Raw genomic sequence first — 26239 nt, 5'->3', positions numbered from 1 at the left:
CTCCTACAGGGGGTTACACAACCCTTGTAGGAGCGAGGCTTGCCCGCGAAGGCGTCAGACCCGCCAATACAAATCTTAAGCCCTGAACTGCCCCAGGCTCGCCTTCAACTGCGCCGCCAGGCCATCCAGCACCTTGCCGCTGGCCGTGGTTTCCACCACCGCCTGAGCCGCCTTCTCAGCCTGCGCATGAATGGTTTCAACCCGACCCCGCACCGCTTGCGCACCTTGCGCCTGATGGGCCGCCGCTTGCGTCGCCAGACCAATCGCCGCATGCACCTGCTCGACCGACACCTGCACCGATTGCTGCAACTGCGCACTGTCACGCAACACCAGCAAACCCTCGCTGGCCTGACGCCCGGCCTGGCCGATCACTTCCACCGCCTCACGCGCACCTTGCTGCAACGCCACGATGTGCGCCTGAATGTCGCCCGTGGAACTCTGGGTCTTGCTCGCCAGCGCCCGCACTTCGTCCGCCACTACGGCAAAGCCGCGACCGGTCTCACCGGCACGCGCCGCTTCAATGGCAGCGTTCAGCGCCAGCAGGTTGGTTTGCTCGGCGATCCCGTGAATCACGGTCAGCACCACTTCAATCTGCTCACTTTGCTGCGCCAGTCGCTCGATGACTTTCGCGCCGGTATCGACTTGCCCAGCCAACGCTTCGATCAGGCTGCCGACCTTCGCCGAGGTCCGGGTGTTTTCATCGGTGGCCGAACGGATATCCACCACTTGCTTCAAGGCTGCCTGCATTGCGTGGCTTTCAGATTGGGCCTCATCAGCCATTTGCGACAAGGCGCGCAAACTTTCGGCCACTTCGTCACGCTGCATGCCCGCCGCCGCATCGGCACCGGCGTTACGCAGGGTCATGGCGCCGATTTCCACGCCGGTACGCTGGGCCACATCGCCCGCTTCGCGCACGATCGGCTGCAACTTATCCACAAAGCGATTGACCGCCGAGGCCATGTCGCCGATTTCGTCCTTGCTGTTGATCTGCACGCGCTTGGTCAGGTCGCCCTCGCCCGCCGCCAGGTCGTCCATCGCGGCAATCAGCAGCTTCAAGCGATTGACTACACGCCGACCCAAAACGACCGCCAGCAACAGCAGCACACCGCAACCGACCAGTGCCAGGCCCATACCGATGCGCCAGCGTAAGGTCGCCGCGGCTTCCTGCACGGTGCTGGTGGTGTTGGCTTTCATTTCCGAGGCGGTGGACTGAGCAGACGTCAGACGCGCCCGCATCGCCGTGGCGCTATCAGCCGCCGCGCCCTTGAGACTGTCGCCGACCAGTTGATCACTACTGGAGATCAGTGCCGAGAAACGCTTGTCCAGCTCCACCAGATCGGTTTCCACCGAGGCAGTGGAGACGCCCATCAAGACTTTGCCGATTTCCACGCCATTAGGGTTGATCGAGGCTTCGACGTAGTAGACCGATGGATCGTTTTTAGCCGCATCCAGCACTTTATCCAGCGCGCGCTCGCCTTGGCCTTTCTCCAGAAGAGCCTTGTTGATCGGGTTTTCGCGGTTGAGGTAGCGCGTCAGGTGCTGCCCCGTTGCGTCGTCATAGATCACGAACAACACGTTGGGATTGCGCTGAGCCCGGCGGGCGAATTCGGACAGGGTGGGAACGTCACTGTCCCACATGGCGCGGGGCGCGACGGAAGCAAGAAGCTGCGCCATATCATTGGCGGAGTCCTTCAGGTCCTTTTCCAGGGTCGCACGCAGCTGCACCTGCTCGTCCTTCAGCCGCGAGGACAAACCGGCCGTGAGGCGCTGACGCGTGCTGGTGGAGAGGTTGTCGAGGCTCGACGTGACTTCGCGTCCCGCCTGCTCCAGCTCGCCGGAAAGTTTTTGACTGTCGGCACCCAGGCGCACACCTAAATCAGCTTCCAGCGCAGTCACCGTGCTCCGCGTCAGAGCAACAGCCACCAGCACCTGCACCAAAAGGGCGATACCAAGGGTAACGAACACAGGCCGCAATAGACGGCTTTGTAACAATGAGAGAACCGCCGACACTTGATATCCCTCTGCATTGACGCCATTAAATTGATGGCACGCCAGAAGACGCGCTCTTAATGAAGATCACAGCAAAGGTCATGCCGTCCAACAGGCATAAACGACAAAGGGCCCGATTAAGGGCCCTTTGTTTTTTACATCAACGACTTATTAAGCGAACGGGTGACGCAGAACGATGGTTTCGTTGCGGTCCGGGCCCGTCGAAATAATGTCGATCGGCGCACCGATCAGCTCTTCGACGCGTTTGATGTAGGCGCGTGCGTTAGCTGGCAGCTCTTCCAGGGCTTTGGCACCCACGGTCGACTCGGTCCAGCCCGGCACTTCTTCGTACACAGGCTGCAGACCCACGTAGCTGTCAGCGTCAGTCGGGGCAACAGCGTTACCTTCGGCATCTTTGTAGCCGACGCAGATGTTGATGGTTTCCAGACCGTCGAGTACGTCCAGCTTGGTCAGGCAGATGCCCGAGATGCTGTTCACATCGATAGCGCGACGCAGGATAACAGCGTCAAACCAGCCACAACGACGAGCACGGCCAGTAGTCGCACCGAACTCGTGACCTTGTTTGGCCAGGTGCGCACCGACTTCGTCGAACAGTTCAGTCGGGAACGGACCCGAACCTACACGCGTGGTGTAAGCCTTGGTGATGCCCAGGATGTAGTCGAGGAACATCGGGCCAACACCCGAACCGGTAGCAACGCCGCCAGCGGTGGTGTTAGAGCTGGTCACGTACGGGTAGGTACCGTGGTCGATGTCCAGCAACGAACCTTGGGCGCCTTCAAACATGATGTCTTTGCCGGCGCGACGCAGGTCGTGCAGCTCGGCCGTCACGTCCAGCATCAGCGGCTTGAGCAGCTCAGCGTATTCTTTGCATTCAGCCAGGGTCTTTTCGAACTCGATGGCCGGCTCTTTGTAGTAACCCACCAGCATGAAGTTGTGGTAATCCACCAGTTCACGCAGCTTGTCTTCAAAGCGCGGCATGTTGAGCAGGTCGCCGACACGCAGGCCACGACGCGCAACCTTGTCTTCGTAGGCCGGGCCGATGCCGCGACCGGTCGTACCGATCTTCAGCTCGCCACGGGCCTTTTCACGGGCCTGGTCCAGCGCAACGTGGAAGGACAGGATCAGCGGGCAGGACGGGCTGATACGCAGACGCTCACGCACCGGTACGCCTTTCTCTTCCAGCTTGATGATTTCCCGCAGCAGAGCGTCGGGGGCAACCACCACGCCGTTGCCGATCAGGCACTGCACGCCTTCGCGCAGCACGCCCGACGGGATCAGGTGCAAGACGGTTTTTTCGCCATCGATCACCAAGGTATGACCAGCGTTGTGGCCACCCTGGTAGCGCACTACGGCGGCAGCATGTTCGGTCAGCAGATCAACGATCTTGCCTTTGCCCTCATCACCCCATTGGGTGCCCAGGACTACGACATTCTTACCCATAACACTTGTCCTCATTCGCGCAAACTTGGTGCCGGCCAAGGGCCGGCAGGAAAACTCAAGAAGCCAGTGGCGATACTTGCCAAAGCCCGTTCTGCTGAATCAATTGCCGGTCGCAGTCCGCTTCACGGGCGGCGGCCAAAGGTTGCCCAGGCAATGCCTGAACGACACGCTGACCCTCACTGCGCAACTGGCAAACCTGCTGCCAGAGTGCTGCATCCGTACTGTCAGGCATCCAGATACCGCCAGACGGTAGCTCGATTTCAGCACGCCCCAGGGTCACCAGGGTTTTCAAATCGGTAGAGAAACCGGTTGCCGGACGAGCGCGACCGAAGTCAGCGCCGATGTCATCGTAACGACCGCCCTGAGCGATGGACTGACCAACGCCCGGCACGAACACCGCGAACACCACACCGGTGTGGTAGTGATAGCCGCGCAACTCGCCCAGATCGAAATACAGCGGCAGTTCCGGGAAACGCACGGACAAACGCTCGGCAATCGCCAGCAAATCGTCCAGTGCTGCCAAAACCGGCGCCGGCGCATTCGCCAGACGCTCGCGAGCAGCGCTCAACACTTCACGGCCGCCACACAGATCGACCAACGCACGCAGCATGCCCGACAGATCGGCAGGCAAACCTTCGGTCAAGGTAATGACCTCGTCGATGGCCTTGCGTTGCAACGCATCGAACAACTGTTGTTCAACTTCACCGGACAAGCCGGCCGCGCGGGCCAGGCCACGGTAGATGCCGACATGACCGAGGTCCATGTGCACTTCCGGCACGTCGGCCAGTTGCAGCATGGCCAGCATCAGGCTGATGACCTCCACGTCGCTGCTCGGGCTGGCATCGCCGTACAACTCGGCGCCCAGTTGAATCGGGCTGCGCGAGGACGACAAGGCACGTGGCTGAGCGTGCAGCACGCTGCCGGCATAGCACAGACGGCTCGGACCTTCGCGACGCAGGGTATGCGCATCGATGCGCGCCACTTGCGGCGTGATGTCGGCACGGAAACCCATCTGCCGGCCCGATTGCGGGTCGATGACCTTGAAGGTACGCAGATCGAGGTCCTGGCCCGCGCCGGTCAGCAAGGATTCCAGGTACTCGATATGGGGAGTCACGACAAACTCGTAACCCCAGCTCTGGAACAGATCCAACACCTGACGACGCGCGACTTCAATGCGCGCCGCTTCCGGTGGCAGTACTTCTTCGATGCCATCTGGCAGCAGCCAGCGGTCTACCGTTGCCATTACGCCATTCCCCTATGGTCCGGGCGGCAAGCCTATGGGCGAGCCTTGAGTGAAGCAGAAAATGATCGGCTTTGTTTACAAGCCCCCCATAAACAACGCGGCGAAAAGCCTGAAAATAAGCTTCGCCAATCACTTTCCTCGAAAAACCTGTCGAGTCATTCAACTCGGGCGCCTGCATAAACAACAGCAATCAAACGTGCAGACGCAAAAAAGCCGGGAATTTCCCGGCTGCCGCATCATACACACGTTTTCCCAAAGGATCACCCCGCCCGAGGCTTTAGCCGCCAGGCGGGGGATGATTCAGGTCAACGTCGTATCAAGGCTTGGCTTTTTCCAGGTAACGGAAGAAGTCGCTGCTTGGGTCCAGGACCATGACGTCGGATTTGTTCGCGAAGCTTTCACGGTAGGCACGCAGGCTACGGTAGAAACCGTAGAACTCCTGATCCTGGCCGTAGGCCTTGGAGTAGATCGCAGCGGCCTGGGCATCACCATCACCGCGAACCTCTTCGGATTCACGATAGGCTTCAGCCAGCAGCACGCGGCGTTGACGATCGGCGTCGGCACGAATGCCTTCTGCCAGTTCGTTACCCTTGGCGCGGTGCTCGCGAGCTTCACGCTCACGCTCGGAGCTCATACGCTCGAACACACTGCGGTTTACTTCTTTCGGCAGATCGATGGCCTTGACCCGAACATCGACCACTTCGATGCCCAGCTCTTTTTCCGCCATCTTGTTCAGCGAAGCGGTGATATCGGTCATCAGCGCATCGCGCTCACCCGACACCACTTCGTGCAGCGTGCGCTTACCAAACTGGTCACGCAGGCCCGATTCCAGACGACGGGAAAGACGCTCGTCAGCAATCTGCTTGAGGCCGGAAGTCGCGGTGTAGTAACGCTCAGCGTCCTTCACGCGCCACTTGGCGTAGGCATCGACCATGACTGCTTTCTTTTCCAGCGTCAGGAAGCGTTGTGTCGGCGCATCCAGCGTCATCAGGCGCGAGTCGAACTTGCGCACCTGGTTAACGTAAGGCACTTTCACATGCAGGCCCGGCTGAACATCGGTCTGAACCACGCGACCGAACTGCAGCAACACCGCACGCTCGGTCTGAGCCACGATGTAGAAGCAGTTCCAGGCTGCGATCGCCACGACGACGCCGACAATAAGGGCGATCAGCGATTTATTGCTCATCAGCGACTCTCCCTGGTACGTGCAGGCTGTTGCTGCAGATCAGCTGCCGCACGTGCATTCGCTTCATTGCTGGTGGCTGCCGCACCGGTCACCGAAGTGCTGGTGTTGCGACCACTTTCGACCATCTTGTCCAGCGGCAAGTACAGCAGATTGCTCTGGCCATTCTTGTTGCCGGTCACGAGAACCTTGCTGGTGCTGCTGAAGACTTCCTGCATGGTGTCCAGGTACAGACGCTGGCGGGTGACTTCAGGTGCCTTGCGGTACTCGGCGACCAGTTTGGTGAAGCGATCGGCCTCACCCTTGGCGCGCGAGACAGTTTCGTCACGGTAACCGTTGGCATCTTCGATGATGCGCTGGGCCTGACCACGGGCTTCCGGCACGACGCCGTTGGCATAGGTTTCAGCCTGGTTGCGCGAACGCTGCTCATCTTCACGAGCGCGGATCACGTCATCGAAGGCTTCCTGCACTTCACGCGGTGCCGCTGCGCTCTGTACGTTGACCTGGGTGACGGTGATGCCGGTGCGATAGGTATCCATGAAGCGTTGCAGACGCTCCTTGATCTCGCTGGCCATCAATTCACGACCTTCGGTCAGCACCTGGTCCATCGCGGTGGAACCCACCACATGGCGCAGGGCACTTTCGGTCGCGTGCTGCAGGCTGATTTCCGGCTGATCGACGCTCAGCACGAAGTCCTGCAGGTTGCTGATCTTGTACTGCACGGTCAGCGGTACTTCGACGATGTTTTCGTCTTCAGTCAGCATTTGACCCTGCTTGGTGTACGCACGCTCACGCGTGACGTTTTCCAGGTACTTGCGATCGATCGGCGGGAAATAGATGTTCAGACCCGGGCCGACGGTTTCGTAGTACTTGCCGAAGCGCAGCACCACGGCTTGCTCCTGCTCGTCGACTACATAGACCGCGCTGTACAGCCAAACGGCCGCCAACACGACCAGGCCGATGCCGAGCAGGCCGCCAAAGCCGCCACTCTTGCCCGGACCACCGCCGTCATCACCGCGTTTCTTACCACCACCGAACAACCCATTCAGGCTTTCCTGCAGCTTTCGGAAGGCCTCGTCGAGATCCGGTGGTCCCTTGCGGTCGCCGTTATTGCGACGCTTGCCACCCCAAGGATCCTGATTATTCGAGTTGCCACCCGGCTCATTCCAAGCCATAGCGCTCTCCATCTGATAAAGCAAAGACGCACCCACGGCGCGCCGACCAATGCTACAGAATGCCTGTCACCGCGGCACAACCGCTTTCTCAGGCTTTTATTGCAAAGTGTGTTGTTCGATGAACTCTGTCGGCACAACGCCTTCACGGCTGACCAGCCGATTGAGCTCCGAGCGTGGCAATCGAACGGCCAGCAAGCTGACACCTTCTTCGTCGTGTTCTTCTTTCTGTACCGCCCCGAGTTCGAAGAACTGCGCACGCAGTCGAGCGAATCGTTGCGGCAAGCGCAAGGTACCGATAAACATCTCACTGCCCAGCAACTCGGCAATGGCTTGTTCGAGCAATTCCAGACCACTGCCATCACGCGCCGACAACCAGACCCGTTGAGGCTTGCCGCTTTCGTCGCGCTGGATCTGTGGCTCAACGCCTTCAAGCAAATCGAGTTTGTTATAGACCTCGAGGATCGGCAAGTCCTGGGCACCAATCTCGCCCAGCACCACCATCACCTGCTCGATCTGCAACATGCGATCCGGTTCGGCCGCATCGATCACGTGCAACAACAGGTCGGAGTTGCTCGACTCTTCGAGCGTAGACCGAAATGCCTCGACCAGCTTGTGGGGCAAGTGACGAATGAAACCCACGGTGTCGGCCAGGACAATCGGCCCCAGGTCGGCCAGTTCCAGACGGCGCAAGGTCGGGTCCAGCGTGGCAAACAACTGGTCAGCCGCGTACACGTCGGATTTCGTCACGTTATTGAAGAGCGTGGATTTGCCGGCGTTGGTATACCCCACCAAAGACACGGTAGGGATATCCGCACGCGTACGGCCACGTCGCGACTGTTCGCGCTGGCTGCGCACTTTTTCCAGGCGGCCCTTGATCTGTCGCAGGCGAACCCGCAGCAAGCGACGGTCGGTCTCCAGCTGGGTTTCACCCGGGCCACGCATGCCGATACCGCCACCTTGACGCTCAAGGTGAGTCCAGCCACGAACCAGCCGGGTGCTCATGTGGTCAAGCTGGGCCAGTTCTACCTGGAGCTTGCCTTCATGGGTACGGGCGCGCTGGGCGAAAATATCGAGAATCAGACCGGTGCGGTCGATCACGCGACACTCGAAAACACGTTCGAGGTTACGTTCCTGACTGGGCGTAAGCGTGTGATTGAAGATCACCAGATCGGCTTCTTCGGCATGGACCAGGTCGCGCAGTTCCTCGACCTTGCCGCTACCGATCAGGAATTTGGCGGTTGGCCGATGACGCGGCACGTTAAAAAACGCAACGGTCTCGGCGCCGGCCGAATTAGCCAATTCCTGAAACTCCTGCGGATCTTCGCGCGCCTCAGGGTCCTGTCCATCCAAGTGAACGAGGATCACTCGCTCACCACCACCGTGGCGCTCAAAGAACAAAGGAGACTCCTATCAGGCGTTACCTGGCTCAGCGTCGCCTGCTTCGGATTCGGTTGCGCTAGGCAGACGAATTGGACGAACCGGCACCACTGTAGAGATAGCGTGTTTGTAAACCATCTGGCTGACGGTGTTCTTCAGCAGGATAACGAACTGGTCGAAAGACTCGATCGTGCCTTGCAGTTTGATCCCGTTGACCAGGTAGATGGACACCCCAACTTTCTCTTTACGTAAAGTATTCAAGTAAGGGTCTTGTAGCGAATGCCCTTTTGACATGTGCCGCACTCCTTTAAGGATTCAATATAAAAAATAGGTAAACAGATGGCTTGTGGCCGTCACACCCCCAAGGATAGACGGCAATTGCAAGGACTCAGCTCAATATGGAGATGGTCCCCAGGTATTTCAAGGCGCGCGGCAGATTGTCGCAATCCAGGCTGTCCAACCAGTGTAAATCAGCCCAACTGCGCAGCCAGGTGAACTGACGTTTCGCCAATTGGCGCGTGGCAATGATTCCACGCTCCTGCATCTCGGCTTGCGTCAGCTTGCCATCCAGGTAGTCCCAGACTTGTCGGTAGCCTACTGCACGTATAGACGGCAACCCGGAATGCAGGTCACTTCGCTTACGCAGGGCTACGACCTCGTCGATGAATCCCTGTTCCAACATTAAAGTGAATCTTTGTTTAATTCGCTCGTGCAGTACCTGACGATTTGCCGGAGCAATGGCCAAGTTCGCGACAGTATAGGGCAATTGTTGCAGTCCCGAAGCGGCTGCTTCAGTACTTTGCGCAGATTGTCTCAGTCTAAGCTCGGTCATGCTCTGACCGCTGACACGATAAACTTCCAGCGCTCGACTGAGTCGCTGCGGATCGTTCGGGTGAATACGCGCTGCCGATTCCGGGTCGATGATCGCCAATTGGTCGTGCAGGGCTTGCCAGCCAAGGCGTGCAGCTTCATCTTCGATCTGCGCGCGCACTTCAGGATCGGCCGCTGGCATGTCCGCCAGGCCTTCGACCAAAGCCTTGTAATAGAGCATTGTGCCGCCCACCAGCAGCGGAATTTTGCCCCGCGCGGTGATGTCGGCCATCGCTTCGAGGGCGTCACGGCGGAAATCTGCGGCGGAATAGCTCTCTGCCGGGTCAAGAATATCGATCAGACGATGGGGAAATTCGGCCAGAATCTCTTTCGAGGGCTTGGCGGTGCCGATGTCCATGCCGCGATAGACCAGCGCCGAATCGACGCTGATCAGCTCGCAAGGCAGGACTTTGGTCAGCTCGATGGCCAGGTCGGTCTTGCCCGCTGCGGTCGGGCCCATCAGGAAAATCGCAGGAGGGAGCTGGCTCATCAACGACCGCGCAGGAACAGTTTGTCCAGATCGTCCAGGCCCAATTGGGTCCAGGTCGGTCGGCCATGGTTGCATTGACCGCTGCGCTCGGTGTTTTCCATGTCACGCAGCAGACCGTTCATTTCCGGCAGGGCCAGACGCCGATTCGCCCGAATCGCGCCGTGGCAGGCCATGGTGCCAAGCAATTCGTTCAGGTGCGCCTGAATCCGGTCACTGGTGCCATATTCCATCAGATCCGCCAGCACGTCGCTAACCAATCGATTGGCTTCCGCCTGCTTGAGCAAGGCCGGAATCTGTCGAATGGCCAGTGTTTCCGGGCCGAGACGCTGCAACTCAAAGCCCAGACGCTGGAACCACGCGACGTTTTCTTCGGCGCAATCGCCTTCGCGCTCGCTCACCGCCAACGATTCCGGAACCAACAGCGGCTGACCGCTCAGGCCTTCGCTGGCCATGGCGACTTTCAGGCGTTCGTACATGATCCGCTCGTGGGCGGCGTGCATGTCCACCAATACCAGGCCTTGGGCGTTTTCCGAAAGGATGTAGATACCCTTGAGTTGCGCCAATGCGTAACCCAACGGTGGAATATCGTCCTGACCGGCCGGCAGCGCGACAGCATTGGCTTCCGGCAGCGGCGCAAAAAATTCACGGTAAGCCGCCTGGGCTTCAGCCGCAGGCACGCCGGACTGAGGACGCGGCGTGTATTGATACTGATAACCGGCACCAGCGCCCGAGCCCGCCGGCGTGTTGAACGACGGTTGCGCTTGAGGCTGCTCCAGCAGCGCATTGGCCGCCAGGCGCATTTCGCCTTGCGGACCGAATTCACCGGCCTCGAGGCCGCTCGGACGAACGATGGCGGTCGCCACCGGTGCCGCCAGATGATCATCCGGTCGCACATCGCCCAAGGCACGGTGCAAGGTGCCATAGAGGAAATCGTGGACCATGCGCCCGTCACGGAAGCGCACTTCGTGTTTGGTCGGGTGCACGTTGACGTCGACACCGGCCGGATCGACTTCGAAAAACAGCACGAAAGTCGGGTGCCGACCATTGAACAGCACGTCGCGATAGGCCTGGCGCACCGCGTGGGCCACCAGTTTGTCGCGAACGGCGCGGCCGTTGACGAAGAAGTACTGCAAGTCCGCCTGGCTGCGGTTGAAGGTCGGCAAGCCCACCCAGCCCCACAAATGCAGGCCGTTGCGCTCGATTTCGATCGGCAGCGCCTGCTCCAGGAACCCCGAGCCGCAGATCGCCGCCACACGCCGGGCGCGGGCCGCGTCGTCATGGGCTTCATGCAGGCTGAGGATGGTTTTGCCGTTGTGGCGCAGGTGGAACGCCACGTCGAAGCGCGCCAGGGCCAGACGCTTGATCACTTCTTGCAGGTGATCGAATTCGGTTTTTTCGGTTTTGAGAAACTTGCGCCGCGCCGGGGTGTTGAAGAACAGATCCCGCACTTCCACGGAGGTGCCCACCGGATGAGCGGCTGGCTGCACGCGGGGCGCCATGTCCCGGCCTTCGGTTTCGACCTGCCAGGCCTGATCGGCATCGCGGGTGCGGGAGGTCAGGGTCAAGCGCGCCACGGAGCTGATCGAGGCGAGTGCCTCACCACGGAACCCGAGGCTCATCACCTGCTCAAGGTCTTCCAGGTTGCGGATCTTGCTGGTGGCGTGACGGGCCAGGGCCAGCGGCAGGTCATCGGCAGAAATGCCGCTGCCATCGTCGCGCACCCGCAGCAGCTTGACGCCGCCCTGCTCGACATCGACGTCAATGCGCTTGGCGCCGGAATCGAGGCTGTTTTCCAGCAGCTCCTTGATCACCGAAGCCGGGCGCTCGACCACCTCGCCGGCGGCAATCTGGTTCGCCAGTCGCGGGCTGAGCAGCTCAATGCGAGCGCTGTTGATCACGGCCTGATTCATTCTTTGGATGCCAGTTCGGTGCCGGGAATGGTCAGGGTCTGACCGATTTTCAGCTCGTCGGTTTTCAGGTTGTTGGCGCTGCGCAAGGTGGCCGGGGACACCTGATAACGCACAGCGATCATCGCCAGGGTTTCACCCGGGTTCACCCGGTGATCACGCGGCCCCTGGGCGATTTTCCCGGAATCGCGCAGCCAGGCGATGTAAGTGCCCGGTGGCGGATTCTGCTGGAAGAACTGGCGTACGCCGCTGCTGATCGAGCGAGCCAGCGCTTGCTGGTGGCTGGACGCCGCGAGTTTCGAGGCTTCGTTGGCATTGGAGATGAACCCGGTTTCCACCAGGATCGACGGGATGTCCGGCGACTTCAACACCATGAACCCGGCTTGTTCCACGCGCTGCTTATGCAGCGGCGTGACGCGGCCAATGTTGCTCAAAACCTTCTGACCGACGTTCAGGCTGGACGTCAGCGAGGCGGTCATCGACAAGTCGAGCAGCACGCCTGCGAGCATGCGGTCCTTGTCGTCGAGGCTGACGTTGCCGGCACCACCGATCAAGTCGGAGCGGTTTTCACTGTCGGCCAGCCAACGGGCAGTTTCCGACGTGGCGCCGCGATCAGACAGGGCGAACACCGAGGCACCGAACGCAGCAGCCGAAGGCGCGGCATCGGCGTGGATCGAAACGAACAGGTCGGCGCCCTTCTTGCGGGCGATTTCGGTACGGCCACGCAACGGAATGAAGTAGTCGCCCGTGCGAGTCAGTTCGGCGCGGAAGCCTTTCATGCCGTTGACCTGGCGCTGCAATTCGCGAGCGATCGCCAGCACCACGTCTTTTTCACGCTGACCACGAGAGCCAGAGGCGCCCGGGTCTTCGCCGCCGTGACCTGCGTCGATCACGACAATAATGTCGCGCTTGCCGGCCGGGGCGGGCGGCAGCTTGACCGGGGGATCGACCGGGGTGACCGGTACCGGCGCGACGGTCGCGACGTTGGTCGGCGCAGGAATCGGCGCGGCGTCGGCGGCGTTATCGAACAGATCGACCACCAGGCGGTTGCCGTACTGGGCGTTCGGCGCCAGGGTGAAGCTCTTCGGCGTGACGGCTTTTTTCAGGTCGATGACCACCCGCAGGTCGGTCGGCGTGCGTTGGGCCGAGCGCATGGCGGTGATCGGGGTGTTGGCGGTGGAGACGTTCAACGGCGCACCGAGGGTCGCGCCATTGATGTCGATCACCAGTCGGTCCGGAGCTGTCAGGGTAAAAACGCTGTGTTGCACCGGCCCGGTCAGGTCGAACACCAACCGTGTGTTGTCCGGCGCCCGCCACAGACGGACGCTGTTGACCTTCGTTTCGGCCACAGCGTCGACGGTCACCGCCAAAAACAACATCCCTACGGCAGCTACCATCGCGCGAAAGCGCATACCTGACCCCATCATTTAATTGATTTCCAATGCCAAAGCGGCACACCACGACTCGCCACGCGAGCCCTGGGACAAAATTTTCAGCGAACGCCCGCTGTCTTGCGGGCTAATGGTAATGGTCAGGTCGGGCTTTGGCAAAAAGCCTGCACCTTTATCGGGCCACTCGATCAGGCACAAGGCATCGTCTTCGAAATAGTCGCGGATGCCGAGGTACTCCAGTTCTTCAGGGTCGACCAAACGATAGAGATCGAAATGGAAGGCGCGGATGTCGCCAATCTCGTAGGGCTCGACCAGGGTGAACGTCGGACTTTTTACCGCGCCCTCATGCCCCAACCCCCGGATGATGCCGCGGGACAACGTGGTTTTCCCCGCCCCCAGATCCCCTTCCAGAAATATCAGACCGTGCCCTTCGGTGGTTTTCGCGATGCGGGCGCCAAACGCGGTCATCGCTTCTTCATCAGCCAGGTACAGGGTTACTTCAGACACGGTGCTTGCTCCTCCAACAACTGACGAATGGCTGGAATCAGATCACTGGCCGCCAGCCCACGGCCCGATTTACCTTGTTGCGCGCCGGCATTGGCGTGCAGCCAGACGGCGAGGCAGGCCGCATCGAACGCGTCCATGCCCTGGGCCAGCAACGCGCCGACCAGACCGGCCAGCACATCGCCCAGACCGGCAGCGGCCATGGCCGGATGGCCTTGATGACACACCGCCAGGCGCCCGTCGGGACTGGCAATAAGGCTGCCGGCGCCTTTCAGAATCACTACAGCTGTATATTTTTTGCTCAATGCGTGAGCAGCGGACGGACGGTCGGCCTGAACCTCAGCGGTACTGATCCCGAGCAACCGTGCCGCCTCCCCCGGATGCGGCGTGATCACGCAGTCCTTGGGCAGGCTCACGAGTTCGTCAGCCAGCATATTCAACGCATCGGCGTCCCAGACTTGTGGAAGCGGCGCATTGGCCGCCGCCGACAGCAGACTGCGTCCCCACGAAGCCTGCCCCAAGCCCGGACCGACCACCAGCACGGAAACCTTTTGCAGCAAACCCATCAGCTGATTCGCCGACGAAGTGCCCAGCACCATCGCCTCGGGAATTCTGGCCAGTGCGGCTGGCACGTGCTCGCTGCGAGTGGCCACCGACACCATGCCCGCGCCACCGCGCAGCGCACTTTGTGCACTCAGCAAAATGGCACCGCCGAAACCGCGATCACCGCCAATCAGCAAGACATGGCCGAATTTGCCTTTATGGGCGGTCGGCGCACGCCCCGCCAGACGCGGCAAGTTACCGGCCGTCAGACGATGAGCACTGATGGCGATCCCGCTCAAAGACTCAGGCGAAGCTTGCAGATCATTAAAGCCCCACTCGCCCACCACGTCCGCCGCCTCCCCTGTGAACAGGCCCAGTTTCAAACCAATGAAGGTCACGGTCAGGTCCGCCCGGACAGCCGCACCGAGCACGCTTCCCGTATCCGCACAAAGGCCCGACGGAATATCCACCGCCGCAACCGCCAGGCCGCTGGCATTGATCGCCGCGATGACACTGGCGTAAGGCTCGCGCACCTTGCCTGTCAGGCCGGTGCCGAGCAAGGCGTCCAGTACAACGCCACGCAACTCCGACTGTGCACTCCAGGCTTGAACGGCGACGCCTTCGGACAGGGCCTCGGCGTGGGCCAAGGCAGCATCGCCTTGCAAACGCTGGGGATCACCGACCGCCAGCACGCGCACATGCCAGCCGGCGCGCTTGGCCAACACCGCAACCAGATAACCGTCACCGGCGTTGTTGCCGTGGCCAGCGGCCACCGTCAGTTCGTTGGCCGTCGGCCAGTGCCGGACCAACGCACGCCAGGTCGCCCGCGCCGCCCGCTGCATCAATTCGAAGCCCGGCGTACCGGCCGCAATCAGGCTCGCATCGAGCGCTCGCACTTGCGCGGCGCTGTACAGCACGTCGGGTAAATCATCTTTAGTGTGCGGCATGCGTCTTCGGGCTCCGATGTCTGGCAGAATTATACGCACCTCAGCTCCGGTTTCTCTCGCCTCATGCCCGCTATTACCACAGACCTGCCCGCCCTCGCCCAATCCATCAAGGACTGGGGCCGCGAGCTGGGCTTTCAGCAAGTAGGCATCAGCGGCCTGGATCTGGCCGAGCATGAGCAGCACCTGGCGCGCTGGCTCGAAGCCGGTTACCACGGCGAAATGGACTACATGGGCGCCCATGGCAGCAAACGCTCACACCCGGAAGAGCTGGTGCCCGGCACGCTTCGGGTGGTGTCCCTGCGCATGGATTACCTGCCGGGCGACACCCAAATGGCGCAATTGCTGGCACTACCGGAAAAAGCCTACGTGTCGCGTTATGCCTTGGGCCGCGATTACCACAAGTTGATCCGTAAACGCGTGCAACAACTGGCAGAAAAGATTCAGGCGGTCATCGGCCCGTTCGGCTACCGCGCATTTGTCGACAGTGCACCGGTGCTGGAAAAAGCCATCGCCGAAAAGGCCGGCCTTGGATGGATCGGCAAAAACACGCTGGTCTTGAATCGCAAGGCCGGCAGTTACTTTTTTCTCAGTGAACTCTTTGTCGATCTGCCGTTGCCGGAAGATCCTCCGCACGCCACCGAACATTGCGGCCGCTGCACCGCGTGCCTCGACATCTGCCCGACCAACGCCTTTGTTGGCCCTTATGTCCTAGACGCCCGGCGCTGCATTTCCTACCTGACCATCGAACTGAAAAGCGCGATCCCCGAGGATCTGCGGCCATTGATCGGCAATCGGGTGTTCGGCTGCGATGACTGCCAGATCGTCTGCCCGTGGAACCGTTTTGCCCGTCCGTCCGGCGAAAGCGACTTCAAGCCACGGCACAACCTCGACAACGCTGAACTGGCTGAGCTGTTCATGTGGGATGAAGACCGGTTTCTGAGCAGCACCGAAGGCTCGCCGCTGCGTCGGGCGGGTTATGAGCGCTGGTTGCGGAATCTGGCGGTGGGCCTGGGGAATGCGCCTTCAACGATTCCGGTGCTGGAAGCATTGAAGGCGCGAAGGGAATACCCCTCGGAGTTGGTGAGAGAGCATGTGGAGTGGGCATTGCGTCAGCATGAACTGCGCAACGCCTGATCTCGCCACCCACTCACGACGCGTATGCTCACCTCGGCCTCAACTTCCTTTTTTTGTATGGCCGATCCAATACAATGTCACCCATCGCTTGTCTCTATTTGCGTAAAAAAACAGACGTTTGGCCCCACTAAGCCTGATCTCGGTTTCGCCGGTGAAATTGAAGTATCCCGGCTCGAGAAGCTGTCTGGCGTTTGGGGATCTAAACGGCACCATTTCGTTATAGAAAGTACTGCTGCCTAGCCGCGCTGCTGCCTCGACCGGCGATATCCCCTCATCATTAATAGCGTTCTTGAACAAAAAGTATTTCTTCTTGCCGTCGTCTGTCAGCGTGTCAAAACCAGGAACGCCGCGCTGTGAGTTGTAAAACTTGATCTTCCATCTTAAAGACGCTGCTCCCGCAGGCGGGGGGGATGATCCGGCTCCAGAGCGACTTCCGCCCGTCCCGCTGGCCATCGCCTTGGCCGCCCCTTGCGCATCACCGCTCAAACCTGACCGGAACGCTCCCGCGACCTTGCCGGCGCCCTGAGCGGCCGCCCCTGCCCCAGCCGCAAAAGACGCCAACCCCAACCCCAGGCTCACGTAGCCGAGGACGTCCCCCAGCTCTGATTGCGGCATCACTTCATGGGCAATCTCACTCGCAATGCCGGCGATCCCGGAAGCCAGCGCCAACGTCAGGCTCGCGACCGCCAGCGGCGTGGTTGCGCCAAAGGTCAGGATGCTTGTCGCGATACTGAACAACGAAAGGCCAACGCCCAAGGCAGATTGCCAGGAAACATGCCCGGTCGGATCAACCCGATTGATCGGATCGCCCAGGCAGTAAGCGTATGGGTTCAATCCACCCGCGCCAAACGGGCTCAAGCTGTCCGGACTGAGGAAACGCATCAACGTCGGGCTGTAGGCCCGGTAACCATTGCCCAGCAAATAGAGCCCGGTCAACGGATCAAGCTGCTCACCGCTGAATCCTGCCTGACTGAATATCCCGCCTTCGGCAGGACGATATCCGTAGGGGCTGTAGGCAACTTCGTCGCGCTGTGCACCGGACTCGGCGATCAAAACGCTTTGCTGCAGGTCTGTGCCAAACAGCGTCAATCCGGTGGCCGCGCCCTGCTGCTGTTCCCCCAGCAATAAACCGGACTGGCGCCCACAGGTACGACGGTCAGCACCGCTGATCTCGTTGATCACCCGCCCGTCATGGTAGAAGCGCTGGGCCCCCGGCCCGCCGGGTTGTGACAGCTCGACCAGGCGATCGCGCGCATCGTAGTGATAGCCGCGCATCACCGCCCCGGATGCCGCAGCGATTTGCGTCAATCGCCCCAGTGCGTCGTAGCTCAGCGTACGAGCCTGATCGTCCTGGATCATCTGGCCGTTGGCGTCATATTGCAGCGTAACCGGCGACGGATAATCCGCGTGAGAGTGCTGAACCTCGATCAGTTGCGTGGGATCGACAGCGCTGTAGGTGAAGGTCGTGGTGTTGCTGCCACCGGGAAAATCGTTTTGCAGGCTGACGATGTTATCCAGCGCATCGTAAACGTAGGTCTGCTTGATAATGTCTTTGCCAAAGGGATCGCGTGGCCGCAGCGTTCCGCTACAGGTGTAGCTGCCCAGTCGACCTCGGGCGTCGTAGTCGAAGCGTTCGTCGCGCAGCACGTCTTCACCGATGCCCAGCACTTTCTGCGTCAGCTTGCCAGCGAGGTCGTAACTCGATTTCAGGGTCTGAGTAGCAGCGCCCTTGACCTCAAAGCTGCGCGAAATTTCTCGCCCCTGATCGTCGTAGATCAGGCGGGTCGTCATGGAACGCTTGGCCTGCGTATCCTGCGAGTCGACTCGCTCCAGCAGGCCCACGGCGTTGTAGATAAAGTCGGCCTTGAGCGAATTCTGCTCAAACGACTTTGCCCGCCCCCATTCGTCGTACTCCGTCTTGTGCGTCTGACCGAGTACATCGACGCAGGTCAGAGGCCGGCCACCGAACGTATACGTGTACGACGCCGTCCGGTCCACGCCCGCGTGCACAGTGGTTTCACTTTTCAGGCGTCCGGAAGGGTGATATTCGAAACGCGTTTCCCGCCCCTGCTCGACACAACGGGTTGGCTGCCCATGCAGCGGATTGTAGGTAAATTCGGCCTCGAGTCCGGTCGCCTTGCGCTGCATCACGCGCCCGCCGAAATCGCGCGCATAAACGAACTCGACTTTTTCACCGCTGGCGCTTTTCTGCCAGATCGGTTGCGTGAATCCTGCCGCGTAGCCCGCAGTGACCGCGCGTCCACCCACGGTGCTTTCGCTCAAGCGGCCCAAGCCATCGAATGTCTGCCGCCCAAGACTTTGGTCCGCCACTTTCACTTCAGTGGCAAGCGACGCCTGGCTGTGCAGCGCGTAGTCGGTCTGCACGGTGTTCCCGTCGGGCAAGACGCTGCGCCGCAACCGATTGAACACGTCGTACTCATAGGTGGTGGTGTTGCCGACAGGATCGGTCTGGCTGATGGCTCGGCCGATGCCGTCATAGCCATGAACGATTGCGCCTTGGGTTTCACCCGCAATATTGAACGACTCGATACGATCAGGCCTGCCGAAAACATTGAGGCCGGTGACAGACTTGCCCATGCCCTCAAGCCAGCGGCTTTCAGTGCGGGCCACAGGGTCGATTGTGCAATGCTCCTTGCGCCCGTCAGCGTGAAGCGTGGTCTTGACCTGTCCCCAGCCATCGTAGACAAACCCGGTCTTGACCGGTCTCGCAACCCCATCCCACCAGTCAGAATGCGTTTGCTCCACTAACTGCCCCAGCGCATCGTGGCGCGCTGTATAGATAACGAGCAACTGGGTCCTGGCCGCTTCGTCCGGGTTATCGCAATCCTGCTCTTCGACTGCGACGACGCGCCCGAGGCCGTCGTACACGACTTTTTGCTGAACGCCGGCCACATCCGTCGTGAGCATCGTCGCCGGTGCTTTATTGCTGGCCGCCTGATAAACCATGCGGCGGGTGGCGGCGTTGGCCGTGCCCGGCGAAAACGTTTCGCTCAGGGGCCGGCCAATGGCGTCGAACGTGTAGGCAACCGCTCCCTGGTCTTCGCCGCGCTCGCCCAGCTTCATGCCGTTGAGCGATGAGAGTGTCTGAGCCGCGGTTTTAACGGTGCCATCGAAACCCTTGAGGGTGCTCTGAATTTCAAGCCGGTTGTTGTCGAGCACATAGGAAAACTCGGTAACCGTCGCCAAGGCGTTCTGCGTGACGGTTTGTTTTTGCAGCAAGCCATGGCGCAGCGGGTCATCAGGCTGATTGACGTAAACCCGTTGTGTTTTCGAACGCAGAATTTCAGCGTCTGCGCTCAGCTCATAAAAGCTCTCCTCGACAGGCAGCACGGCGGTCACCGGCGAACCTTGCAACGAGGCGTGCAAGGCATAGCGATAACGCATCACCGTCGAGGCGGCGCTTGGTTTATCCGATGCTTGTGATGCCGGGATGATGGTTCTCTGCTTCTCGAACCGGACAAATCCCAATGGGTCGGCAGGGCATCCCTCCGCTCCGGCAGCGGGATAAAATTCGGACAGGGTCGTGACGCCATCTGGTCCGACCTGTTTGAGCAGGTTGCCTGCCCCATCGAATTCGGTGTGGGTAAGCTCTTCGCGCGATGTCCCGGCGGTGCGGTTTTCGTAGCGTAACGTCTGGACTTTGGGCAATCGAAACTGCGCAGGTTGCTCGAGAAAGCTCTTGCTCGAATCGATGTGGTACACCGTGGACCGGGTGGTGATCATCTGCTGACAGGTTGTCACCTGCGAAACCAGCAGATGATATTTGTTGTAGGTGCGCACCGTGGAGCTGTGGACCTTCGTACCCGCCATCAGTTTTTCGGTCGAAGAATACTCATAGCCCAACGAGCTCTTGTAGAGCGTGTCACCGTCCGGGGACCACCGTCTGCCGTCGTCATCGAAGCCCTGAAAATTTTTCTGCGAGAACTCATAATTTTTTGTGATCCCGGGCTGATTCTGCCGTGGGTACACGGTGTGGGAGATCACATAAGGCATGGAGCGAATCGGCGAACCAGGCGGGAATTGATGCCCCGCTTCCTGATACCCGATGATCTCTCGCGCTCCTAGCGGCGAATCGACCTGGGTCAGGCACTGGAGATTGCCGAAAGGCTCATAGGTCAGAAACCAGGACCCGCCTACGGGCAAATCAATGGAAGCCACCGCGTTGTTAGCGAGCGACAACACAAAGCTGGCTTCACATTCAGTGCCGGGGTATTGCGTCAGCGTAACCTTGCCCCTGGTACGGGAAATGCTCAGCAACGTACGTTGTGTGTCCTTCACAGCCACCAGCGCCGGTTGCCCGTTGATGGCGGTGTAGTCGAGCGTGATGGCAGCGCCATTGGCGCCAACGATCCTCATCGGCACCGCTACATCGCTGCCCTCAAAGATCTTCAGCTCTTCACGCACACCATTTTTATGGATGACGTCAAAACGCCCTGGCCCAGACCGTTCAACCTTGAGCGTCTCAAGTTTCAACTCATCGAAGACCAGGTGGGCGGCTGTCTGCTTCGTCTTGAAACTTCCGCCACCGGACAAACCGAGTATTTCATTGCCCGCGTCGTAACGGGTCATTGCCATCGACCAACCGCTGCCGAAACCGCTGTCGATACTGTTGAGTGGGCTGTAGGACAAGCTGATTGGCAAAGAAGGACCGTTCAAGTCTGCGGACTTGATGTCACCCAACATCAACGAACAGGTGTAAATACCGGTACGGGGGTCGACCCCGCCGGAGAGAAACTCATCAAAATTAAACGCATTGGAATAGACGTTCGCCACTTCACTGACTGTCATTATCAGATACCCCTAAAACTCATGAATATTGAATCATCACGCAGCACATCAGCTACGCACATGTCTTGATCAAAGCTTTGACCCAATTGATTCTCAGCCTCTTCTCAATACAAACTCATCATTAGGAATATCGATTTCAATCGATAAATTGTGCGTATTACCGAACTCATCGAAAGCGACAAAGTGAAAAGATTCAACTCTCACTTGATTAGTGTAAACATACTGCGGAGGCACACCTTTTATAACTGCCAACTCCCCCGAACGCTGATTTACTTCAACCTTTCGCCACTCAGAAACATAGACATCCAACTCTGTTGCCCGAGAAGGAGCAATGACACCCACGAAGGACCTCGGCGCATCCCGCCCCAGAATCAAGCCTGTATCACAGAATAAAACAGGGTAGGTACCACCGACTTCGTACTGACGACTTTCCCAACGCAGCAGTTTTACTTGCTTGCCGCCTGGATACAGCCCCAAGTTGTATCGAAACAATAGATCGCCCTCAAACGATCCGCGGAGTTCATGCGACTGCCACGTAAATTGCTCTACGCCATAATCAGGGCTTTTTTCCGCATGAATCACAACACTTCTGGAAATCTTCCGGCCATCCGGATTCAGGGTGTTATTGCTTCGGTAAACCTTGCCCTGCACTGTCACTTCAGCAGCGATTTGAGCTTGCCCGTCGATTGCCGATGAAACCCAGAACTCTACGGGCGTTCCGCTGCTGCTCCCTGCGCTACCGGATTGAACACCTCCGGGCACGTCATGGGTGTACCCGTTTTCGTAACGACTGGCATTCCAACCAGCCAGTGGCAGATTTTGATACGACTCACCTTCCAATGGCTGGCCATTGTGGAAATGAATCAGCTTTGCGGAGAATTGAAGCGGGGAAAGGTCGATTTCAACTGCATCACCATTTTCATCTACCGCTTCGACGAACACCCAGACGCGAACTTGCATCCGCCCATTGGCATACACTTTTTTTGATTCGACACCGGGGGCTTCGAAGCGGACCTCCAGTCTTGATAATCCGGATATGGATGGTTTGTTACTTTCTACCGAAGCAGTCAAGCCTTGAACATTACTCATGACGCATTCCTTGCTGGTTATTAATCGATTCAACGGGTCGTATCACCGATTAATAACAAGAAAAAATCAGCGCCTCAATGCAGTAATTACCACAAACTTAAACATAATACTTTCCACCCAACCAATCACTTACAAAGTATTACAGCCGACTCAGTCCGAATCACCTTCATCAACTCCGCTGTCGTCCGAATCAGGCGCTTCCTGCCAATCGATTTCTTCACCCAGCGCACCATCAAATTGAATCATTATCTTTTTATCAAGACTTGAGTTCTCAATATAACTCTCAATGCGCGACCTGCAGGCTTCACTTAACGGATTACCCAACAAGTTGTAATTAACCTCTCGAGCATCTGAAACTTCAAACAGTTCATCCGGCAATGTGGTGATCTGATTGAATCTCAGATCGGCGAATGCCAACTGTTCAAGATCGAACAATCCAACAGGCACCTCCATCAAACCCGTGTTTTTCAAGTAGAGACTGTCCAGCTGGCTCATGAAACGAACATCGGGGGGCAACCCAAGAGGGTTATGATCCAAGTGTAAAAGCGTCAAATCCTCCATATGCGCGAGGCCTTCGACCGCCGCCTCATTCAGCTCGATAGCACAGTCATCAAGGGTCAGCGTCTCCAGTGCCCTCATCTGATAGATTTCCATGGGCAAAGTCTCCAGCGCGAAGCCTGACAATGTCAGGTACCGCACACCCGGGAAGCTGGCGAGAAAGGAATGCCCGCCCAACCCGGCGCTGCTGCTCAAAGACAACTCACGAACATGGCTGAAGTCTGCCGACAACACCGGTAACTCGCCGAGTATCTCCAGATCGTAATCAAGCGTGGTCGGTGTGTAGCGGTTGGCCGTCGTCAGTCTGCGACTCCAATTTGCCTGCAACTCCTGCGCGAACAGCTTTCTGCCCTGGCGCTGAATAGAGAGTTCATTGTCTGTGAGCATCGATCCCGTGGCCGGATGACGGGGAGGCACGTCATTGCTCCACATCTCCAAATCATTGACCAACGTGACGTACTCATTCTCCAGGCGCGCAACGGCCAACACCGGCTCCCCGATCAATCGCTCGCTGCGTAGCGTCGTCATTTCTTCCTCGGAGAGCGTCGGGTACAGCGCTTGAAGCCGCTGCCCTACGGAGCGCACCGGCTCCGGTACGAAATCGCCACCGCCCAACAGATAGCCGGTACGCCCCACGGCCAGCCCCATGGGCGAACGAGCGTCCGCCTCCAAAGGCGGCTGTCCCAGCAAGGCCCGGGCTTGCGAGCGAGGCATCAGTGATTGTTGCCTGACCGCCTGCCGAAGCCCCACGCCCTGCCCGACATGAGGCAAACCCAACGCCCGGCGCTGAACATCGGGAAGAGCATGCTGGACAGCGCCGTAGAGATCGTCGAATGCGTGCAGCTCCTTGCCGAAGCCATCGTAGGCCTGGTACTGGCCATTCTGTCTGACCAGAACTTTGCGAATCGGGGCCTCGGGACCACCGATACTGTCCACCAACTCACCGTCAATGCTGCCCTCACGCACTTCGATGCGCACCTCTGGCGACCAGCCGTTCAGGTTTTCGAGCCCATGCAGCGCCAGCCTGTCGGAGTCCGGATTTGCACTCGTCTCCAGATAAAGCCCTTCGTACGCCCTGCTCAGGCGCACCTCCCGTAGATAGAACAGCGCTTCATGCGCCATTCGCCGGGTGATTCCGGGGTTGTGCTGCATGTGAAGGCGATCGACAGCCGCTGCATGGCGCCATAATTCTTCAGCGATGGTTTTGGGCAGGTCAGGAAAAATCCGGCGTATCTGCTGGGTGTTTTCATCACTGCTCAGCTCAAAGTGGCGTTCACTTGTCTCGAACAAACTGCCACGACTCTCCTGTGCCCAAACCGCGATTCTGAGTCGCAGCCGGGCGGCTCGCACGTCGATTCCTGGCAATGAATCGCCAAACGCAGGGCTTTCACCCAGCAGTTTTTTCAGCTGCGCATCCTCAAGTGTTTCAATCACGCTTCGAACCACATCGCCGCTTCGCAGCTGGCTGTCCTGCAGGCTGACGCCCTGAGCTTGCAGCAGTTGCACCTGCATCTGCGGATCGGCTTTCAAATACACCCGCGAATCGGTGCTTTGCATCTGCGTAATGAACGCCTGAATCTGCTGATCGAGTTTGAAACGCTGGATGGTGTCTTCGAGCAAGGCTGGAGGGCGCCGGGTATGAACGTGCATGTCGCGCAGCACTGCCTCGTCGATGCCGCTTACCGCCAGAATGCGTCCAGCCGTGACATCCGAAAACTCGGCCACCGAATGCCCCAGGCGCCGAAACAGCTGTGCGCGCCGCCACTCCATGGGGCGATCAACCTCATGCGCCCACGCTCCTGCGCCGTTGTGAGCAAGTTGTGGTTTGTAGGCATCCGGCCTGTCCGGGTGGCGAATGCGATAGGCATCCCCGTCAGTCTCGGGCACCACTTCATAGGTTTTCCCATCAAGAGGCAGCACCCTCGCGCCCTGATGCCGATGCAAACCGAGCGCATCGGCCCGGGAGTCGGCTGGCAAGCGCACCGCACGCTCATACGTACTCAGATCGGGATTCCACAATCGTTGCTGGCCCGCCCCCAAATCAACGACTTTCAAGCGGTTGACGAAAGCGCCGGGGGCGACGGACAGCAGTTTGCCGACGGCCAGGCCGCCCAAGGCAAACGCGCCTAACTGGGCGACCGTTTCAGCAATGGACAGCAAATGCGCCGACGCTTCGATCAACTGCCCTTCGGCCCAATCAAGGATGCCGGTAAACGTGTCGTCCAGCAGTTGGTACAGGGTATAGGCCAACATCAGTTCGCCCAGAAACGGCACGAACGGGATCGCCGCCAGCGCCGCGACCTCCAGCACAACGGTGGCGACTTTTTCCAGGCAGTCCCATTGTTCCCAGCGCGACTTGCGGTCTTCGTCTGCGGTAGACACGGCCATGACGCGCGCGTCATTGAGGATCTGGTTCAGCCTGGACTGGTACAGCCAGGTCCACAGTTGCGGACCCACGCGCTGTGTTTGCATCCGGAGGTTGGGACGCGCATCGGGGGCTGCGGCGTTGAGCAAATTAAGCAACGTGGCGAAAAAGGTGCCTCGTTGGTCGTGAGCGACAAACCGGGCAAAAAAACGCTGGTAATCGGTAGAGCGCAATTGCCGGGTCAGTTCGTCCACAAATTCGCGGGTGGAGGCATAGGTTTTCAGCGGGTGCTCAGGGTCATCGGGGATGTAGGCAATCACCGGTTCAACTTCGCGAGAATGTTCTGGATCCGCCGAGAACAGCACGATGCCGGTCAACGCCGTTCCCAGGAGGCTCAGTTGATACAAGCGCAGCGCTTTCGCGCCAGGCAATGGTGTTTTTTGCTCTGTGAGCAGGCCCAGCAATAGCGTCTGTTCAGCGTGCCCAATGTCCCCTTTCATTCGCGCCAGGAGTGTTGCCACCCTGAATCGATCCTGCTGACTGGCAACGACCTTGTGTGCCAGCATCGCTCTGGCCGCAGCATCCGCAGGTAATAACAGCGCCTCAAGTTGCTGGTTATAGCGCCCTCCGATATCAAGTTGTCGGCACAGCGAGGCAAATGCCGCGACAGACAAGCGACTATTAATTTGAAGGATATCGAACTGTCCGGCCGCATCGGGCTCAGTGATAAAACATGAAGCGCTGTCAAAGTAACGCGCTGCCGCCTCCTTCATTTCGAAGTTATGCAAGGCAGCATCCAGAAGTGAAATCGTCGTCACTTCATAGCGGACCGGTAAGTCTTTGGGGACATAGAGTCGCAGGTACGTTTTCCTGACATCCAGTTCTATCTCGAACTGACTTTTCAGGGCCTCAACCAGCAACGGCTCGGCAAATGCGCGAACGTCGGCAAGGCCTTCAAACAGGCGGTCCACCCGGGTTTGCGAAACCCAGCTACGTTGAGTCGCCTGCTTCAAGGCCTCATGACTGGCGGCGGATGCCGAGCGGTACCAGTCAGGAAAAACAACCCCGGCGCTTTTCAATGCCAGGCGTCTTTCGGCAGGCGCACGAATCAACCAGTCGGGAATCGACTTTATTATCAACGTTTGATGCGCGCCGGGCTGCGCGTTTGTCGAGTCTGAATCGGACATGCAAGTAACCTTTTTAA

Annotated in this window: 16 protein-coding genes; 1 reads left to right on the top strand and 15 read right to left on the bottom strand. The window is 59.2% G+C overall.

Annotation, left to right across the window (positions count from 1 at the left end):
- Window positions 1-75: 75 nt before the first annotated feature.
- From KGA97_RS05520 to KGA97_RS05465, 12 genes are all read right to left on the bottom strand, one after another.
- A complete protein-coding gene (locus KGA97_RS05520; protein ID WP_223480341.1) occupies window positions 76-2010 on the bottom strand; it encodes a methyl-accepting chemotaxis protein in 1935 nt (644 codons plus the stop codon).
- Between the two features lie 150 nt (window positions 2011-2160).
- Window positions 2161-3450 (bottom strand): adenylosuccinate synthase, encoded by a 1290-nt coding sequence (locus tag KGA97_RS05515; RefSeq protein WP_008035326.1) that lies wholly within the window; start codon window positions 3448-3450, stop codon window positions 2161-2163.
- Window positions 3451-3505: 55 nt separating this feature from the next.
- Window positions 3506-4693, bottom strand: a complete 1188-nt coding sequence (locus KGA97_RS05510) for an ATP phosphoribosyltransferase regulatory subunit (protein WP_008035324.1) — start codon at window positions 4691-4693, stop codon at window positions 3506-3508.
- 316 nt (window positions 4694-5009) lie between these two features.
- A complete protein-coding gene (gene hflC, locus KGA97_RS05505) occupies window positions 5010-5879 on the bottom strand; it encodes a protease modulator HflC (RefSeq protein WP_008035323.1) in 870 nt (289 codons plus the stop codon).
- Window positions 5879-7051, bottom strand: a complete 1173-nt coding sequence (gene hflK, locus KGA97_RS05500; protein ID WP_008035322.1) for an FtsH protease activity modulator HflK — start codon at window positions 7049-7051, stop codon at window positions 5879-5881. The genes hflC and hflK overlap by 1 nt, the downstream gene beginning before the upstream one ends.
- Before the next feature lie 96 nt (window positions 7052-7147).
- Entirely contained in the window at window positions 7148-8449 is a 1302-nt protein-coding gene (hflX, locus tag KGA97_RS05495) for a ribosome rescue GTPase HflX (protein WP_008035321.1), read from the bottom strand.
- A gap of 12 nt (window positions 8450-8461) precedes the next feature.
- Window positions 8462-8722, bottom strand: coding sequence for an RNA chaperone Hfq (hfq, locus tag KGA97_RS05490; protein WP_007902656.1), 261 nt, complete (start codon window positions 8720-8722; stop codon window positions 8462-8464).
- Between the two features lie 94 nt (window positions 8723-8816).
- Entirely contained in the window at window positions 8817-9788 is a 972-nt protein-coding gene (miaA, locus tag KGA97_RS05485) for a tRNA (adenosine(37)-N6)-dimethylallyltransferase MiaA (RefSeq protein WP_207284797.1), read from the bottom strand.
- A complete protein-coding gene (gene mutL, locus KGA97_RS05480) occupies window positions 9788-11698 on the bottom strand; it encodes a DNA mismatch repair endonuclease MutL (RefSeq protein WP_008035318.1) in 1911 nt (636 codons plus the stop codon). Before mutL ends, miaA begins: the two co-directional genes overlap by 1 nt.
- A complete protein-coding gene (locus tag KGA97_RS05475) occupies window positions 11695-13074 on the bottom strand; it encodes an N-acetylmuramoyl-L-alanine amidase (RefSeq protein WP_404943243.1) in 1380 nt (459 codons plus the stop codon). Before KGA97_RS05475 ends, mutL begins: the two co-directional genes overlap by 4 nt.
- Before the next feature lie 48 nt (window positions 13075-13122).
- Window positions 13123-13593: a tRNA (adenosine(37)-N6)-threonylcarbamoyltransferase complex ATPase subunit type 1 TsaE gene (gene tsaE / locus KGA97_RS05470; RefSeq protein WP_008035315.1), complete on the bottom strand. Its 471-nt coding sequence runs from the start codon at window positions 13591-13593 to the stop codon at window positions 13123-13125.
- A complete protein-coding gene (locus KGA97_RS05465) occupies window positions 13581-15080 on the bottom strand; it encodes an NAD(P)H-hydrate dehydratase (RefSeq protein WP_223480340.1) in 1500 nt (499 codons plus the stop codon). The genes tsaE and KGA97_RS05465 overlap by 13 nt, the downstream gene beginning before the upstream one ends.
- 63 nt (window positions 15081-15143) lie before the next feature.
- Between KGA97_RS05465 and queG the strand changes: the two genes are divergently transcribed.
- Entirely contained in the window at window positions 15144-16214 is a 1071-nt protein-coding gene (gene queG / locus KGA97_RS05460) for a tRNA epoxyqueuosine(34) reductase QueG (RefSeq protein ID WP_223480339.1), read from the top strand.
- Between the two features lie 39 nt (window positions 16215-16253).
- On the opposite strand, the gene KGA97_RS05455 is transcribed toward queG, so the two are convergent.
- The 3 genes from KGA97_RS05455 to KGA97_RS05445 all read right to left on the bottom strand — a co-directional run bounded on the left by KGA97_RS05455 (window position 16254) and on the right by KGA97_RS05445 (window position 26222).
- Window positions 16254-21023: an RHS repeat domain-containing protein gene (locus KGA97_RS05455; protein ID WP_223480338.1), complete on the bottom strand. Its 4770-nt coding sequence runs from the start codon at window positions 21021-21023 to the stop codon at window positions 16254-16256.
- A gap of 93 nt (window positions 21024-21116) precedes the next feature.
- Window positions 21117-22112: a hypothetical protein gene (locus KGA97_RS05450; RefSeq protein WP_223435526.1), complete on the bottom strand. Its 996-nt coding sequence runs from the start codon at window positions 22110-22112 to the stop codon at window positions 21117-21119.
- Window positions 22113-22262: 150 nt separating this feature from the next.
- Window positions 22263-26222, bottom strand: coding sequence for a dermonecrotic toxin domain-containing protein (locus KGA97_RS05445; RefSeq protein ID WP_223480337.1), 3960 nt, complete (start codon window positions 26220-26222; stop codon window positions 22263-22265).
- Window positions 26223-26239: the final 17 nt, after the last annotated feature.

The sequence above is a fragment of the Pseudomonas sp. BF-B-15 genome (genome assembly GCF_019946675.1).
Classification (GTDB): Bacteria; Pseudomonadota; Gammaproteobacteria; order Pseudomonadales; family Pseudomonadaceae; genus Aquipseudomonas; species Aquipseudomonas migulae.
This window is presented reverse-complemented; position numbering and strand designations above follow the sequence as displayed.